This window comes from Ruegeria sp. ABV4_181 (assembly GCF_056158465.1).
Map to the genome: position 1 here is coordinate 822729 of NZ_JBSWTI010000002.1, position 16067 is coordinate 838795.

The following is a 16067-nucleotide window of genomic DNA, read 5'->3' on the forward strand; positions in this document are numbered from 1 at the left end:
CAAAGCAAGACCGGGATAATGCTGGAACTCTAATCCTGCCCGAGCGCCGCGAACAACTCAGAAATCCGTTGCCGAGTTTCTGCGCTGTCCCGCAGCAGGCGCGTGGCCTCCGCCAACGGCGTTTCCGGCTGGCGGGGCGGAGCGGTCAGCAGAGATTGCGTCACACGTGCCACCGGGCCATATTTTGCGCCAGTCTCGACCTCAGCGTGATCCGGCAAACCGGCCAGCCAGAATAGCCTGTTCGCCTGATCCGGGTCGCCTGTGACGCGCATCAGATCAGCCGCCGCCCGATAATCGCCTGCTGCCAGTAGTGCCTTGGCTCTGAGCGCGGTTGCCTCAGACGATGCGTCTTCCGCCAATTCGAGCATGGCCTGATGCGGCCGCTGGTCCAACAGCGCCGCCTGCGCTCTGATCCGGGCACGCGCTCTGCGTTCGAGCCGATCCTGCGGTCGTTTCGCCAGCGCCGCGGCCTGTCTTGAAAATCCCAGCGTCGCCAATCTGCTGGCTGCTGCTATGGCGGTGTCGGTCGTCAGGCTCTGAATCTGTTTCTGGGGCAGGGCCAATACACGCCGCAGAAATGTGGCATCATCGGCCCGTTCGGTCAGGATCAGTACCACGCGGTTCAGGGCCTCTTGATTTTCCGCCTCTGTCTGTAAGCCGGACAGCACGTCCAGTGCAGCGTCAAATTCATGCGCCAGGCTCAGGGCCAGGGCATGGGTCCGGCGCATCAGGAACCCGATTTCGGAATTGCGGAACTCGACGGTGTAAGAGTCTGCAAGGTGCAGTTCCTGAGGTGATACCGCACCACGGTCCAGCCAGCGTTTGTCGACCAGCCGCGCCAATGCCAGCGGCGCCTCCAGCGCGGCGTCCGGTGCTGAAATGACCTCGGACAGCAAGGATTCGGACGCCATGTCATCGCCTTCGGCGGTCGCGACCCTGGCCCTGACCTGCGTGACATCTGGGCTGGTCCGGCTTTGAACGCGGTCGACCGAACGCAACACCCTGCGTGCGGCCTCAAGCCGGTTCGCATCCACCAGAATGTCGGACAGCGGCGGCCCGACATGACGCCGCAGGTGATCCGGCAGCCGCGCGAAGGATTGTTCGATCGCGGTCAGGTTGGCGTCCGACTGCAAACTGCCCTCGGTCAGCGCCGCCCACAGGGCGGCATCGCTGTCGCAGCGCTGCAATCCTGCAAACGGGTTGGTTTCATCCTGCCGGTCCCCGTCCAGAACCCGGGCGATGGCAAATATCCGGGCGGATACCTGGGACGGTTCCGCAAGCAGATCAAGCATCCTCAGCGATTCCGCACCAAATCCGGAATAGGCATAGAGTTTGGCCAGCCGCAGGGCGCGGGTTTCATCAAGAGCGTCGAATTCCTGAAACAACCCGGATCGCAGCGCGGCTACCTGTTCCGGGAAGGGACGGTTGTCGGACCAGTTTTCAAAGGCCAGTTCGGCAGTGGATATGCAGGGCGGCCGCCGTTCCGGCTGCGGTATGTGCGGACCCAGCAGACCGTTCAAGTCGTCCAGAACCGATGTCACGCTGACGTTCAACTCCAGTTCGGGCGGTATGAACAGGCTTTGGTTCAAGGCGGACGCCCTCGGCCCCACCGGCGCAATGTTCAGATCGACAATATTGCGGTCAACACCCTGCAAGAGCCGGGTGGAAAGCTGGTTTTCAAGCCCCTGCGCGTTCTGGTTGAACAACGGCAATGACAGCGCATCGAAGGTTTCCGCCGCGACGGGAGGATTGGCCGGACTGACGGCCTTTGGCAGCACCGGGGGCGGGATATTCCCGGCGATATCCGGCAAAACGGGACCGGGCGCGATATCGATCACGATCATCGTTTCCTGGAACAGAAAGGCCGAGGCCGCGCAGTCGCACCCAAACTCGATCTCAAGCGCAGCCCCGGGCTCTGTCTGCGAAATGGTCGCCAGCCGGTCATTGGTGAGGCGTTGAAAGACGGATTCTGTCCGGAACGTCACATCCTCCAGCGCGACGTTCAGGCGGGCGCCGTTCTTAGTGTGTTTCAGAGCCCATCCGGTGTCGGGCGGCACCTGCACGACCAGCCTTGTGTACCCGTCATGTTCACCCGACCGCACAGTCGCGTCGCGCGCGTCGGCGTTGCCTGCGGCCGCGATCAGGGCTGACAGCACTATCGCAAACCGGATCATGCCGCCGCCTGTTTGAGTTCTTTCAGCGCCTCTTCAAGCTCGGTGAAGTCCGGGCGGTTATGGGTCGGCGTGTTCTGGCGGCCGACCTCGATACACATGGCCGGGTTGTGATTGTGCAGATTGGCGACAAGAACCTCTTTGATCAATTGGTAGAAATGGTTGTCTTCCTCGACCACGGCCTTCAGCTTTCCGGCAAAGGGGCCGACCAGCCCATAAGCCAGAAACACTCCAAGAAAGGTACCGACCAGCGCGCCACCGATCAGCTTGCCCAGCACTTCGGGCGGCTGGTCGATGGATCCCATCGTCTTGATCACCCCCAGAACCGCGGCCACGATCCCCAGCGCGGGCAAACCGTCGGCAACGGTTTGCAGGGCATGACTGGAATGCATGGCGTGATGGAAATTGGCCTCCATCCGCTTGTCCAGCACCTCTTCTACCTGATGCGGATCGTCGTAATTCATCGCCGCTGACCGCATTGTGTCGCAGATCAGGTCCACCGCTTCTCTATCGGCCTGAATCTTGGGATAGGCTGAGAACACAGAAGAGTTTTCCGGGTCCTCGATATGCTGTTCGACCTCGACCGGGTTGGCCTTTGCGATGCGGATCAGCGAAAACAGCAGACACAGCAGATCGCGATAATCCTCGGGCTTCCATTTCGGGCCCTTGAACACTTTGCCCATGTCTTTGGCGGTGTGTTTCACCGCGCTCATGTCGTTGCTGATCAGAAACGCCCCGACGGCGGCTCCGCCGATCATCATCATCTCGAAAGGAAGCGATTTCAGGATGATGGCCATCTTGCCGCCCGCAGCCAGATAACCGCCGAACACCATGGCGAAGATGATGACAATTCCGAGTATTCCGATCATGGGAGATCTCCAGCAAATTCCGGGGCGCGGTTGAAGAGCATCAGCATCATTCCTGCGGGGCAGAGGCGTTTCGGCCGGCCATGATCACGCTGATCGTATAGGCGACCTCGGGGCTGAGTCCGGCCAGAATGCCGGCGGCCGCGTCCGGCGGCATGCGCGACAGAAAGCCTGCGCCAAAGCTTGGGTCCATCGTTTCGAACAGCGTGGCGGCGTCTTTCGGTTTCATGTTCTGGTAGACATCGGTCAGCCGCGTCAGGTCGGTTTCGGCCGCCGTTTCCGCGATGGCGAGGGTCGTGCGCAGGGCTTCCTCGGCCTCCAACAGCGCTGTAAGGCGGGTCTCAATCGCCTGATCGGCAAGGGCCAGCGCCATTTCCTTGTCCAGCGCCGCCGCCTCGCGTTGCTTCAGGGCGTCCTCGCGGCGCAGCAATTCGGTCAGCAAAACCTGCGCGCCCGGAAGTTCCGGCGTCTCGCTTTCAGAGGCAGGTGCCGTCGGCTCGGCACCTTTCGCCAGGGCCGGGCCAGCCTCAAGCCCCAGCCGAATCGCCGCCGACCCGATCATCAGCAGCGAGATCAACGCAAGCACACCACCCTTTGGTCGCTTATTGCTGGCCGGCGCAGTCATGTCGCGGCCTCGCTTCGGTTGCGATCGTGCCGGAAAAACATCAACCCGCCGGGGCGCTTGTTTTCCGGTGTTTTGGCGGCTTCCTGTTCCGGTGCGTCGGCAACCGAAGGCGCATCAGCAATCGGCGGATTATCATCGACAACCGGCTCCGGCTCGGCCTTGCTGTCGGTCCGTTGTGGTCCCGGTTCTGCGACATCTTCGGAAATGACGTCATGCATGGATGCCATCATCAATTCCAGCCGCTGCGCCACTGATTCCGCCCGTTCGGTCAGGTCTTTCAGGGCTGCGCCCGACCGGTCCGATGCTTCGCGCGCTGAGCCGAGCGATTTCTTCAGCTCTTCGGCCTGCGTGGACAGCACCGCGACCGCGCCGCCGACACCTTTCTCCAGATCGGTGAACCGTTTGAGCCGCCGGGACAGTACGAAACAATAAAGTCCTGCACCCAGCGCGCCGGCGACCAGCAAAATATCTGCAATCAGCTCCAACTTCGCCTCCTAATTCAATACGAATTCCATCACGAGAACGTCGCGCACCCGGCCTTCGCCGACGACGATCTCGATGCGTCGCAGCAGGTGACCGCGGATGCGCATCAGGGCCAGAGAATCCTCAAGATCCGACACTTCGATGGCACGCAGATAGCCGTTCAGAACGTCCATGATTCGCGGTTTCATCTTTTCAACATCGGCGGTGTAATCCGCGTTTACTTCCAACTGGGCGTGAAACTTCAGATGTCGCGAATCACCGGCGTTCACCGAAAGGATGACCGGGGGCAGATCAACGAACGCAACCTTTGGCAGAGCTTTCACCGGCTCGCCCTTTTCCATTTGCCCGGCCTGGTCCACCGCGGGCTGGCCACCAAAAGGCAATATCCCGGAGGTCGTCAGGACATACCCGCCAGCGGCCCCGGCCAGAGCCAGAATCACCCCGACGATCATCCCCTTTTTTCCAGATTTTTCCGGGGTTTCTGCCGGTTCAGCATTTGCGTCAGTCATGACGTCCTCATCTTTCCAATCTGCTGTCGTCATAACCCGGCAGGGACTAACCGATTGTTAAGGGCAATCGTCCAAACAGGGGATGCGCCGGGCAGAATGTCGGCGAGTTGGAGGTGAGCGTGCAGCAGATCGGAAATGTCTGGGCAAGTCTGGACAGGCGGAAACAAATCATCGTCGCCGGTGCTGTTGTGCTGGTGTTTCTCGGGGTTCTGGCGATGTCGCGACTGGTGACCGCGCCGTCGATGACCCTGCTTTACGCGGGGCTGGAAAGCGGGGCGGCGGGGGATATCGTCCGCTCGCTGGATCAGCGCGGGGTTCCGTATGAGATTCGAGGCGGCTCGATCTATGTGCCCGGATCGCAACGGGATGAGCTGCGCATGACTCTGGCCAGCGAAGGGCTGCCTGCCAATGGCAACCGGGGATATGAGCTGCTGGATACGCTCAGCGGATTCGGCACAACATCGCAGATGTTCGATGCCGCCTACTGGCGCGCGAAAGAGGGGGAGCTGGCCCGCACCATTGTTGGCAGCCCTCATGTCAGCCAGGCCCGGGTTCACATCGCCAATGGCTCGACCAACCCGTTTCAGCGCAGCGTGGCACCAACGGCCTCGGTCTATCTGGTGCCGTCGGGGGCGCAGATCACGTCCGATCAGGCCAAGGCGATCCGGTTCCTTGTCGCCTCGGCGGTCAGTGGTCTGGCACCCGAGAATGTCGCGGTCATCGATTCCAACGGCGCGGTGATCGGAGCGCAGGAGACCGCCGTTGCTGCCGATACAGCCGATGACAAGGCCCGCCAGCTGCGCGAACGCGTCATGCGGCTGGTCGAAGCCCGCGTCGGGGCCGGGAATGCCGTGGTCGAGGTGAGCGTCGACACGGTGACCAAAACCGAATCCATCCGCGAGCGACGCTTTGACCCAAAGGGGCGTGTCGCCATCAGCACCGATGTCGAAGAACGCTCGGACAGTGCCCGCAACCAATCCGCCGATGTCACGGTCTCCTCGAACCTGCCCGACGGCGACGGGGCCGGTGGTGACGAATTGAATTCCACGGCGACGCAGACGCGTGAGCGGGTGAATTACGAGGTTTCCGAAACCGAACTGGAAGTGCACACCGCCCCCGGTGCGATCAAGCGACTGACGGTGGCGGTATTGGTGAACGGGACCCGCTCGGTGGATGCGGCCGGGGTCGAGACCTTTGTGCCGATGCCGGCCTCCGAAATGGACGCCTTGCAGGAATTGGTCGCCTCGGCCGTCGGGTTCGACGCAGAGCGCGGGGACGTCATCACGCTGAAATCTCTGGACCTTCCGGTTGTCGAGCCGCAGGGGGCGGTGGCTTCGGCCTCGCTCTGGCAAAAGGTGCATTTCGACGCGATGTCGCTGATCCAGATGGCGGTTCTGGCCGTGGTGTCGCTGGTATTGGGGCTGTTCGTGATCCGACCGATCCTGACAAAGCCAACTGTCGCCCCGGCCCTGTTGCCAGCCGGAACCGCGCCTGAGTTTGACGCATATCTGACCGGTGAAATCGCGACAGATGAAAGCGGGCAATTCGTGCCTATCCCGGGGCAGGCGCCCGCCGGCGACGTTCCGGCCCTTGCGTCGCAACCCGGCGCGGACCCGGTGGATCGGCTGCGCGCAATGATCGGCGACAAGCAGGAGGAGACCGTCGAAATCCTGCGCAGCTGGCTGGAAGAAGGGGAGGAACGTGTGTGATGTCGATTGCCCATCTTCTTGAGGATTTCACCCTGCAGGCCGGCGGCGGCAAGCTGCATCTACTGGACGAGGACGCGTTGGAGGAACAGCGGCTGGCCGCCTTTGAACAAGGGTACAGCGCCGGTTGGGAAGACGCGGTTCAGGCGCAGGAGCAGAGCCAGGCGCAGGTTTCGGCCGGGCTGGCCAATTCGCTTGGCGACATGTCTTTTACCTATCACGAGGCGGTCAACCGGATGGCCCTGTCGCTGGAGCCGATGTTCCAGAGCCTGGTCCAGGTCGTCCTGCCCGAGATGCTGGATCGCGGCTTTGCCGCCCGGCTGGTTGAACAACTGACCGAAATGGCGCGCGAACAGCTTGGCCAGCCGATGCAGGTTTTTGTGCCCGAAGGCAGCGCGGAACAGGTGGAGGCCATGATGCCGCAGGACCTGTCCGTGCCCGCACAGGTTGTCGCAGACCCGTCGATGCAGGCCGGGCAAGCCCGACTTCAGGTCGGCACGACCCGGCGCGAAGTGGATTGCGACGGGCTGCTCGCCGCGGTGGCCGGCGCGTTCGACGCTTATGTTTTTGAGGCAAATGAGGCAGTAACCAATGAGTGAACCGCAATCGCCAAAACCCGAGAAATCCAACCCGTTCGAAGCCGTCCCGATCGAGGTCACGGTTTCGGTCGGCCGCGCCCGGCCCTTGATCCGCGATTTGCTCAGCATGGGCGAAAACGCAGTGCTGACGCTGGATAAACGGATCGAGGACCCGGTTGATCTGTATGTCGGCGATCAACTGGTCGCCCGCGGCCTGCTGGAAGAGATGGAGGGCGATCAGGTCGGGCAACTGGCTGTGCGCCTGACCGAAATCGCGGATCTGCAAAACGGAATCGGCTGATGCGGTTGCTGCTCTGGCTGGTGCTGGCGCTGGCGGCCCTGTCCCCGTCGCTTGCCGCAGCGCAGGATTTGTCGTTGTCACTGGGAGACGGCGGATCGATCTCGGCGCGGACCATCCAGCTGATCCTTTTGATCACCGTGCTCAGCCTCGCGCCCGGGCTGGCGATCATGATCACCTGCTTTCCGTTTCTGATCACCGTTCTCGCCATTCTCCGGCAAGGCATCGGCTTGCAGCAGTCGCCCCCCAATATGCTGATCGTCAGCCTGGCCCTGTTCCTGACCTACTTCATAATGGAGCCCGTCTTTTCCGAAGCCTGGGTCACGGGCATCCGCCCGATGGTCGAGGAAACGATGGAGGTGGAGCCGGCGCTGGAAATCGCGATCCGGCCGTTCCGGGCCTTCATGGCCGCGCGGCTGGATGCCGACACGTTTCACGCCATGGCCGCCCTGCGACCCGGTGGCGATGCGATCGCCTTGTCGGCCGAGGCGCCGCTGTCCATCCTGATGCCGTCCTTCATGCTGTCCGAGATCGCGCGGGCCTTTCAGATCGGGTTCCTGATCTTTCTGCCATTCCTGATCATCGATCTGGTGGTGGCTGCGGTTCTGATGTCGATGGGGATGATGATGGTTCCGCCGGCAACCGTATCCCTGCCGTTCAAACTGGCCTTTTTCGTGATCGCCGATGGCTGGTCGGTGATCGCCAGCGCGCTGGTGCGCAGCTATATGACCTGAACGGTTACTGCCGGGTGATCTGCAGCCGCGCGCGCAGGCCCTGATCCCCGGCCTCGAAACTCAGCGTGCCCCCATGTTGTTCGGCAATGGTGGCGGCAATGGTCAGGCCCAGACCGAACCCGTCCGATGACCCTGTATTGGACCCTCGACGGAACGGGGCCATCAGCGCCTCGATATCCGACACGGACAGGTCGGTGCCCTTGTCCTCGACGGTGATGGTCGCCGTGCGGGCATCGGTTTCCAGCTGCACTTCGGCGCGGCGGCCATATTTCAGTGCGTTGTCGATCAGATTGGTCATCGCGCGCCGCAGCGATATCGGCCGCCCCATGACCAGCATTCGTCGCGTTTCCGGCAGGGATCCGTGCCCGCGCCGCGACATGAAGACCGACGGCGCGCCTTCGACCGCGACCGGGGCAATTTTCTTCAGGGTCACCGGCAGGTCCATATCCTGATAATCGGCGACCAGAGACTCGACCAGCGATGTCAGCGAAATCTGGCGCGGTTCCTCAACGCTCAGCTCGGACCGCGTATAGGTCAGCACGCTTTCGATCATCCCGGTCATCTGATCCACATCCGCCTCAAGCTTTTCGCGCAATTCGTCATCGGGGATCAGGGCCGCGCGCAGGCGGACGCGGGTGGCGGGTGTGCCCAGATCGTGGCTGACGCCCGACAGGACGGTGGCGCGTTTTTCAAGCTGCATGCGCTCGGCATCCAGATGGTCGTTCACTGCTGACACGATTTCGCGCAATTCCGCGGGACCGTCCGCGTCATAGCTGCTGGGCCCGCCATGTCGCTTGCGGTCGCGCAGGGCGGTGGAAAACCGTGTGAAGCTGTCCGAGACATTGCCGATCGAGGTCAGAACCACCGCCAGTGCCACGATGGCGGCCAGAATGGCCGGCAGGCGCAGGTCCGCCGGGGCCGCCCTGCACCCCCACAGGCTGGTGCCGTCGATCTGCTGCCAGGGATTGCGGCCGAACCGCGCGATGACAACGGGTTCGCTGCAATAGGTGGCCAGCAGGCGGGTCAGATTGCCCATCTTTTCGGGTGCCGTCTGATCAATCCCCGACAGAATGTCCGAGACCGGATAGACCAGGCGGTCGGACATCACCGCCAGTGTCAGCTCGCGCCCGGTCAGGGGGGCCGAACTGTCGGTCAGGATCGACAGGTTGGTCACGAAGCTCCGGTCTGACAGGCCCGGCAGTTGCTCGAACTGCCCGGCATCCGCCAGATGCGCGGCGGCCGCGGACAGGTTGGTGATCGTGACGCCGTCGGGCGGCGGATTGCCGACCCGCAGGTCTTCGTAGATGGCAAACCCGGCGACATAGGCGCGGGTCAGAAATTCATCCCAGGCGCGGGCCGAGGCGAACCACAGCCCCGCCGACAGCAGTCCCGAGGCAAAGGCCGCTCCGGTCCAGATCCAGCCCAGGCTGCGCAGGCGCGGCGCGCGCGATGTCATGCGTCCTCATCCACCGAAACATCGGCGGCGAACACATATCCGACCCCGCGTTCGGTGCGCAGCATCTGCGGGTCTTTCGGGTTGGCTTCGATCTTGGACCGCAGCCGTCCGACCAGCATGTCGATGGCGCGTCCCCGCGCCTCGGGCTTTTCGGCGCCGCCGGTGACATCCAGCGCTGCGGCGATCTCATCCCGGGTCAGCGGGATATGCGGGTTGGCCAGCAACACCTTGAGCAGTGCGGTTTCCCGTTGCGACAGGGACACCAGATAGCCCTCGGGCGAATGCACCTCATCGCTTTTGCCGTCGTAATTCCAGTCATTGAACCGAAAGTTACGTGTGCGGCGGCGATAGACCAGGGACGGGGTGCGCCGGGCACGCTGCATCACCGCGCGGACACGCGCCAGCAGCAATTGCGGGTTGAAGGGCTTGGCGATGTAATCGTCGGCACCGACTTCGTACCCCGCCATCCGCTGATGGTCGGCAGACAGGGCCGAGACCAGAATGATCGGCACATCCTGCTCAGCCCGCAGACGGGCGCAAATCTCGACGCCGTTCTCATCGCCCAGCATCACGTCCAGCAGGATCAGGTCAATCCGCCCCGCCGTCAAATGCGCGCGGATTTCGTTTTCCGAACTGGCGGGCAGGGCGATGAACCCGTTCTGTTGCAGAAACTGAGTCATCATTGCCCGCATATCCGGGTCGTCATCCACCACCAAAAGCCGCGGAATGCTCACTCTGATTGTCCTCCTGATCTCTGCCCTCCGACACCGTCAATTGTAACGAACGGAAACAGATTTAATGTCAACGTAACACGCTGTAACAAAAGCGGTGAAAATTTGGACGGTGGCGGGCAATTGCCCCGGATTACGCGTTGCCAGACAGCGTTACGGTCGCAGTATGGCCGGCATCGCTGCTGTTGCAGTCACCGAGTTCTCAGGGAGGAGACACGAAATGAAGCGTTTTGCATTTGCCACCGTATTGACGCTGGCCGTTATGGCCGGGTCGTCGGTTCTGGCCGGGCCAGAGGCCGAAGTTCTGCATTGGTGGACGTCGGGCGGTGAGGCCAAATCGGTCGCCGTTCTTCAGGAAGAGTTCGCCTCGAACGGCGGGACCTGGACCGACATGCCGGTTGCGGGTGGGGGCGGGGATGCCGCGATGACCGCACTGCGCGCCCGCGTTCTTGCCGGTAACGCGCCGACCGCGGTTCAGCTGAAAGGCCCTGCCATTCAGGAATGGTACGAAGAGGGCGTTCTGGCCGACATTTCCAGCGTTGCCGAGGCTGAAGGCTGGGCCGACGTCCTGCCCGCCTCGATCGCCGGTCACATGAAATGCGAAGGCACCTGGTGCGCGGCACCTGTGAACGTGCACCGCGTCGACTGGATCTGGGCCAATGCCGACGTGCTGGCCGCCAATGGCATCGAAATGCCGACCACATGGGAAGAGTTCAACGCCGCAGCTGAAAAGCTGCAGGCCGCTGGTGTGATCCCGCTGGCCCATGGTGGTCAGGCGTGGCAGGACGCCACCGTATTCGAAGCCGTTGTGCTGGGCGTAGGTGGACCTGAGTTTTATCAAAAAGCGCTGGTTGACCTGGACCCCGAGGCGTTGACTTCGGACACGATGGTTCAGGTGTTCGACCAGATGCGCACCCTGCGCGGATATGTGGACGAGAACTTCTCGGGTCGCGACTGGAACCTGGCCACCGCGATGGTGATGAACGGTGAAGCCGCGTTCCAGATCATGGGTGACTGGGCCAAGGGTGAGTTTCTGGCGGCTGGCAAGAAGCCCGGCGAAGATTTTCTGTGCGCCTCGACCCCCGGCGATGGTTATCTGTACAACGTCGACAGCTTTGCCATGTTCGACGTGGACGGTGACGACAAGAAAGCGGGTCAGGACCTGTTGGCCAAGCTGATCGTCGCGCCCAACTTCCAGAAAGTGTTCAACCTGAACAAAGGGTCGATCCCGGCGCGGACCGATGTCGGCCTGGAAGACTTCGACATCTGCGCAAACCTGTCGGCCGAAGATATGGGCGCGACCTCGGCGGCTGGTTCGCTGCTGCCGTCCTACGCCCACGGTATGGCGCTGCGCGGGTCGCAGTCCGGTGCGATTACCGACGTTGTGACCGCGCATTTCAACTCGGATATGTCCTCGGCTGACGCGGTTCAGCAACTGGCGGACGCGGTGGCAAACAGCTACTGATCCAATACGCTCTGCCCCTATAGTGCGGGGCAGAGCATCTTTCCCCGGAGGCTAAAATGTCCGAATGGCTGGAAAACCACCTGCCCAAGGTGGTGCTGGCACCGTCGTTCATCGCCGTATTGATCTTTGTTTACGGATTTATCGGATGGACCGCATGGGTGTCGCTGACCCGATCGAAACTACTGCCGAAATACGAGATCAAAGGCTTCATTCAATATGAACGCCTGTTTGACTCGCCCCGCTGGGACACGGCAATCAACAACCTGTATATCTTTGGCGCACTGTTCATCGTGATCGCGATGGTGCTGGGCCTGCTGCTGGCCATCCTGCTGGATCAGAAGATCCGCGTCGAGGGGGCGATCCGCACGATTTACCTCTACCCGATGGCGCTGTCGATGATCGTGACCGGTACGGCGTGGAAGTGGATTTTGAACCCCGGGCTCGGCATTGAATCTATGGTCCAAGGCTGGGGTTTCACAAACTTCGAGTTCGATTGGCTGGTGAATCCGGATTACGCCATTTACACAATCGTGATGGCCGCGATCTGGCAAAGCTCTGGCTTTGTCATGGCGCTGTTTTTGGCTGGGCTGCGCTCAGTGGATGGTGAGATCATCAAAGCCGCTCAGGTCGACGGTATCCCCACATGGCGCATCTATACCGCGATCATCATTCCTTCGATGGCCCCGATCTTCCTGTCCGCCTTCATCGTTCTGGCCCACCTTGCCATCAAGAGCTTTGACCTTGTCATCGCCCTGACAGGCGGCGGTCCGGGCTACGCGACCGACCTGCCGGCAACCTACATGTACGCCATGGCGTTTTCGCGCGGTGACATCGGTCAGGCGGCCTCCTCCGCGATGATCATGATGCTGGTCGTCTTTGCCATCGTGGTTCCTTACCTTTATTCAGAGCTGAGGGCGAAAAATGACTGATCTGTCGATGCCCCAAACCCAAACCCGCACGCAAAGTGCCACTGGCAAGATTGCCCTGCGTTGGCTGCTTTACGTTCTGCTGGGCCTGTTCGCGCTGTATTACCTGATGCCGCTGTTCGTGATGCTGACCACATCGCTGAAAAGCCTTGAGGAAATCCGCACCGGGTCCCTGATCTCCCTGCCACGCGAAGTCAGCTTTGACGCCTGGAAAACCGCGTGGTCCGGGGCTTGCACCGGTATCCAGTGTGAAGGTCTGCGACCCTATTTCTGGAACTCGGTCCTGATCGCGGTGCCTGCGGTTGCCATCTCGACCCTGTTGGGCGCGCTGAATGGCTATGTCGTCGCGCAATGGCGGTTCAAAGGCGCCAACATCATCTTCTCGCTGATGCTGTTTGGCTGCTTCATCCCATTTCAAGTGGTGCTGCTGCCGATGGCGCGCCTGCTGGGCATGATGGGCATCGCCGGGACCATTCCCGGCCTGATCTTTGTACATGTGATCTACGGGCTGGGATTCACCACGCTGTTCTTCCGCAACTACTATGTCACCATTCCGGCCGAGCTGACCAAGGCGGCACGTGTCGATGGTGCCGGGTTCATGAGGATCTTCTGGTCGATCTTCCTGCCGCTGTCGCTGCCGATCATCGTGGTGACCGTGATCTGGCAGTTCACGCAGATCTGGAACGACTTCCTGTTCGGCGTGTCGTTCAGCCAGGCGGGGACGCAGCCCGTGACCGTGGCGCTCAACAACATCGTAAACTCCACCACCGGCGTCAAAGAATACAACGTCGACATGGCCGCCGCGATCATAGCGGGGCTGCCGACGCTGCTCGTCTATGTCGTTGCCGGTAAGTATTTCATCCGCGGTCTGACCGCTGGTTCCGTGAAGGGATAAGACCCATGGCTCCCATCCTCGATATCAATAATCTCTACAAGAATTACGGCGCGACCGAGATTCTGAAGGACATCAACATCTCGATTGAACCGGGCGATTTCCTGGTGCTGGTTGGCCCTTCGGGCTGCGGTAAATCCACCTTGCTGAATTGCATTGCGGGGCTGGAACCGATCACCGGTGGCACGCTGTCCATCGGCGGCAATGACATGACCCATGTCAGCCCCAAGGACCGCGACATCGCGATGGTGTTCCAGTCCTACGCTTTGTACCCGACGATGACCGTGGCCAAGAACATCACCTTTGGCATGAAAGTGCGCGGGGTCGATCAGGCGACACAGGACGCCAAGCTGAAAGAAGTCGCCCAACTGCTGCAAATCGAACCGTTGCTGAACCGCCGCCCCAGCCAGTTGTCGGGCGGTCAGCGTCAGCGGGTGGCTATGGGCCGGGCGCTGGTGCGCGATCCCAAGTTGTTCCTGTTTGACGAGCCGCTGTCCAACCTCGACGCCAAGCTGCGGGTCGAGATGCGTACCGAAATCAAGAAGCTGCACCAGACGCTGGACGCGTCGATCGTCTACGTCACACATGACCAGATCGAGGCGATGACGCTGGCCACCAAGATCGTCGTGTTAAAAGGCGGCATTGTGCAGCAGATCGGCAGCCCGGCTGAGATTTACAACAACCCGGCCAACCTGTTTGTGGCCGATTTCATGGGCTCGCCCGCGATGAACCTGATCCCGGCGCAAGCCAGCAGGAACGGGTCCGGCACCCAAATTGCCATCTCGCGCCCATCGGGAGAGACGCTGGTTCTGAACGACGCCCGCGACCTGTCGCTGCCGCAGGACGTGATCCTTGGCCTGCGTCCCGAAGACATTGCCGAGGCCGGGTTCCGCGCCGGGGCCGGTGTGCAGGAGGCCGAATGCATGGTCGATATGGTCGAACCTGCCGGGGCGGATACCTATGTCGTGTCCGAACTGGGCGGCAAACAGGTCACCGCGCGGCTGCATGCGGAAACCAGCGCGCAGGCGGGCAAAGTGCTGAACCTCGCCTTTGACATGAGCAAAGTGTCATATTTCGCCCGGGAAACCGGCGAGCGCCTGAACTGAACGCAAAACGCCGCGCGAACCCAATCGCGCGGCGCTTTTTCAAGATCCGGCTTGAATCAGCTGACCTGATTCTTGTTCATGTCCTTGATCAGCCGGTTCAGATCACCGCCACGAGCATCCAGCATGGCACCGATCTCGGTCCGTTCGGTCAGCAGCATGTTCACCCCTTCGATGAACATGTTGAAGAACCTGTCGCGCCCCGACTTGTCCGAAACCAGGAAGGTCACTTCGAACGGGGACGTTCCCTGCAGCTTGACCGAAGTGCGCACCTCGTAGCCAGCCTTGATTTTGCGGGCGTTGCGGACGGTGACCTGACCGCCGATGAACTCCCGGAAACGCCGGCCGTATTTGTTCGAGATATAGCCCTGGAACGCCTGGGTGAACTTTTTCAGCTGCGATGGGCTGGCCGAGCGGCCGTCGGCCCCCAGCACGTATCGCGCCATGATCGGCACATCGGCATATTGCACGAAAATCTTTTCGAAATCGCGGATCATCGCCTTTTCGGATTTGCCCGAGGCGATCACCCGATTGATGTCGTCCACGACATTGACGACCAGCGCCTTGGCGCTGGCTTCGGTCTGGGCAAAGACGGGCAGGGGCAGGGCAGTCAGCGCCAGACCGGCAAGGCTGGTCGCGACAAAACTGCGTCGGTTCAAATGGTTACTCGGCATAGGGGTCCTCGTAAGGGTCTAGGTAGGGGTCCCTGACTGGGTCGGTCCCGATTTCAGCGTAGGGGTCGTCATACAGACCCAGATAGGCCTCCTCATCGTCCCTCGCCAGTTCGAAACGCCGGTTTTGCAGATAAATTGTCTGTGCCTGCGCATAGCTGTCGGCGCTTTCATACAGGATCGAGTCGACAGTGTCCGAGAACCGCCCACGATCCCCCATCCGGCGCACGACCTCGGCATAGACGCCGATATTGTCGACCGGGCGGGTGGGGCTGAAATTGATCGGGTTCGAGAACAGGTTGACCACAACCCCAACCGCGTCCCGCGATGTCGACGGGCCATAGAAGGGCAGTTCGACATAGGCGCCCTCGCCAAAGCCCCAGACGTGAAGGGTTTCACCAAAATCGGTGTCGACGGGCGGCAGGTTCAGTTCGCTGGCAGGATCGGACAGGCCCGCGCCACCCACGGTCGTATTGACCACAAAGCGCAGCAGGGCATTGCCGGATTGCTTGAGGTTGCCCTGCAACAGATAGTCCAGCGCCTGGCCCGGCATCGTCAGGTTTTCGGCGAAGTGGTTGAAGCTTGTCACCATCGGGTCGGGCACGATCTTGACATAACCCTTCGAGGCCGGTCGGAACAGGAACCGGTCTACGCCCAGGTTGAATTTATGAATGCCCCTGTTGGTTTTTTCATAGGGATCAAACACTTCGCCCCGCGCGGCTTCCTCGGCGGGCTGCGTCGCGCAGGCGCTGAAGACCGTCAGCAGGGACAGGACGATCAGGGGCTTCAGGCTGATTTTGCTCAACACGGTCTTTGCCACTCCAAACCGTTCGGTTGTTGGGTTTCCGAACTT

Annotated in this window: 17 protein-coding genes; 8 read left to right on the forward strand and 9 right to left on the reverse strand. The window is 61.4% G+C overall.

The genetic code is table 11. The annotated features are described in order from the left end of the window. Positions 1–29: 29 nt before the first annotated feature. The 5 genes from ACXAC3_RS04055 to ACXAC3_RS04075 are packed head-to-tail and all read right to left on the reverse strand — an operon-like array spanning position 30 to position 4654. The gene (locus tag ACXAC3_RS04055) at positions 30–2174 is read right to left on the reverse strand and encodes a tetratricopeptide repeat protein (RefSeq protein WP_475156755.1); all 2145 of its coding nucleotides are present in this window, start codon (positions 2172–2174) and stop codon (positions 30–32) included. Further along, a complete protein-coding gene (gene motA / locus ACXAC3_RS04060; protein ID WP_475156757.1) occupies positions 2171–3040 on the reverse strand; it encodes a flagellar motor stator protein MotA in 870 nt (289 codons plus the stop codon). Before motA ends, ACXAC3_RS04055 begins: the two co-directional genes overlap by 4 nt. 46 nt (positions 3041–3086) lie before the next feature. Then, positions 3087–3662 carry a MotE family protein gene (locus ACXAC3_RS04065; RefSeq protein WP_475156760.1) on the reverse strand — a complete coding sequence of 192 codons (576 nt, stop codon included), beginning with the start codon at positions 3660–3662 and terminating at the stop codon, positions 3087–3089. After that, complete coding sequence (locus tag ACXAC3_RS04070; RefSeq protein ID WP_475156763.1) at positions 3659–4147, reverse strand: hypothetical protein; 489 nt, start codon at positions 4145–4147, stop codon at positions 3659–3661. The genes ACXAC3_RS04065 and ACXAC3_RS04070 overlap by 4 nt, the downstream gene beginning before the upstream one ends. A gap of 9 nt (positions 4148–4156) precedes the next feature. Further along, positions 4157–4654 carry a flagellar basal body-associated FliL family protein gene (locus tag ACXAC3_RS04075; RefSeq protein ID WP_475156766.1) on the reverse strand — a complete coding sequence of 166 codons (498 nt, stop codon included), beginning with the start codon at positions 4652–4654 and terminating at the stop codon, positions 4157–4159. A 119-nt stretch (positions 4655–4773) separates the two neighbouring features. On the opposite strand from ACXAC3_RS04075, the gene fliF reads away from it, so the two are divergent. From fliF to fliP, 4 genes are read left to right on the forward strand one after another with little or no spacing between them, the layout of a single operon-like run. Further along, positions 4774–6363 (forward strand): flagellar basal-body MS-ring/collar protein FliF, encoded by a 1590-nt coding sequence (gene fliF / locus ACXAC3_RS04080; RefSeq protein WP_475156770.1) that lies wholly within the window; start codon positions 4774–4776, stop codon positions 6361–6363. Continuing rightward, entirely contained in the window at positions 6363–6959 is a 597-nt protein-coding gene (locus ACXAC3_RS04085; RefSeq protein ID WP_475156772.1) for a FliH/SctL family protein, read from the forward strand. Before fliF ends, ACXAC3_RS04085 begins: the two co-directional genes overlap by 1 nt. Further along, a complete protein-coding gene (locus tag ACXAC3_RS04090; protein ID WP_475156773.1) occupies positions 6952–7239 on the forward strand; it encodes a FliM/FliN family flagellar motor switch protein in 288 nt (95 codons plus the stop codon). The genes ACXAC3_RS04085 and ACXAC3_RS04090 overlap by 8 nt, the downstream gene beginning before the upstream one ends. Beyond that, a complete protein-coding gene (fliP, locus tag ACXAC3_RS04095; protein ID WP_475156775.1) occupies positions 7239–7970 on the forward strand; it encodes a flagellar type III secretion system pore protein FliP in 732 nt (243 codons plus the stop codon). The genes ACXAC3_RS04090 and fliP overlap by 1 nt, the downstream gene beginning before the upstream one ends. A gap of 4 nt (positions 7971–7974) precedes the next feature. Here the strand turns inward: fliP and ACXAC3_RS04100 are convergent, their stop codons facing one another. Next, positions 7975–9426, reverse strand: coding sequence for a sensor histidine kinase (locus tag ACXAC3_RS04100; protein ID WP_475156777.1), 1452 nt, complete (start codon positions 9424–9426; stop codon positions 7975–7977). Then, complete coding sequence (locus tag ACXAC3_RS04105; protein WP_475156781.1) at positions 9423–10160, reverse strand: response regulator transcription factor; 738 nt, start codon at positions 10158–10160, stop codon at positions 9423–9425. Before ACXAC3_RS04105 ends, ACXAC3_RS04100 begins: the two co-directional genes overlap by 4 nt. A gap of 217 nt (positions 10161–10377) precedes the next feature. Between ACXAC3_RS04105 and ACXAC3_RS04110 the strand changes: the two genes are divergently transcribed. The 4 genes from ACXAC3_RS04110 to ACXAC3_RS04125 are packed head-to-tail and all read left to right on the forward strand — an operon-like array spanning position 10378 to position 14546. Continuing rightward, positions 10378–11622: an ABC transporter substrate-binding protein gene (locus ACXAC3_RS04110; protein ID WP_475156783.1), complete on the forward strand. Its 1245-nt coding sequence runs from the start codon at positions 10378–10380 to the stop codon at positions 11620–11622. Between the two features lie 56 nt (positions 11623–11678). Further along, the gene (locus ACXAC3_RS04115; protein ID WP_170387762.1) at positions 11679–12551 is read left to right on the forward strand and encodes a carbohydrate ABC transporter permease; all 873 of its coding nucleotides are present in this window, start codon (positions 11679–11681) and stop codon (positions 12549–12551) included. Continuing rightward, a complete protein-coding gene (locus ACXAC3_RS04120) occupies positions 12544–13443 on the forward strand; it encodes a carbohydrate ABC transporter permease (protein WP_170562010.1) in 900 nt (299 codons plus the stop codon). Before ACXAC3_RS04115 ends, ACXAC3_RS04120 begins: the two co-directional genes overlap by 8 nt. A 5-nt stretch (positions 13444–13448) precedes the next feature. Continuing rightward, positions 13449–14546 carry an ABC transporter ATP-binding protein gene (locus ACXAC3_RS04125; protein ID WP_475156790.1) on the forward strand — a complete coding sequence of 366 codons (1098 nt, stop codon included), beginning with the start codon at positions 13449–13451 and terminating at the stop codon, positions 14544–14546. Positions 14547–14602: 56 nt separating this feature from the next. Here ACXAC3_RS04125 and ACXAC3_RS04130 read toward each other — a convergent pair whose 3' ends face one another. Both ACXAC3_RS04130 and ACXAC3_RS04135 read right to left on the reverse strand, forming a co-directional pair. Beyond that, positions 14603–15217, reverse strand: coding sequence for an MlaC/ttg2D family ABC transporter substrate-binding protein (locus ACXAC3_RS04130; RefSeq protein ID WP_475156792.1), 615 nt, complete (start codon positions 15215–15217; stop codon positions 14603–14605). Then, positions 15207–16022 (reverse strand): MlaA family lipoprotein, encoded by an 816-nt coding sequence (locus ACXAC3_RS04135; protein ID WP_475156798.1) that lies wholly within the window; start codon positions 16020–16022, stop codon positions 15207–15209. Before ACXAC3_RS04135 ends, ACXAC3_RS04130 begins: the two co-directional genes overlap by 11 nt. Positions 16023–16067 lie beyond the last annotated feature (45 nt).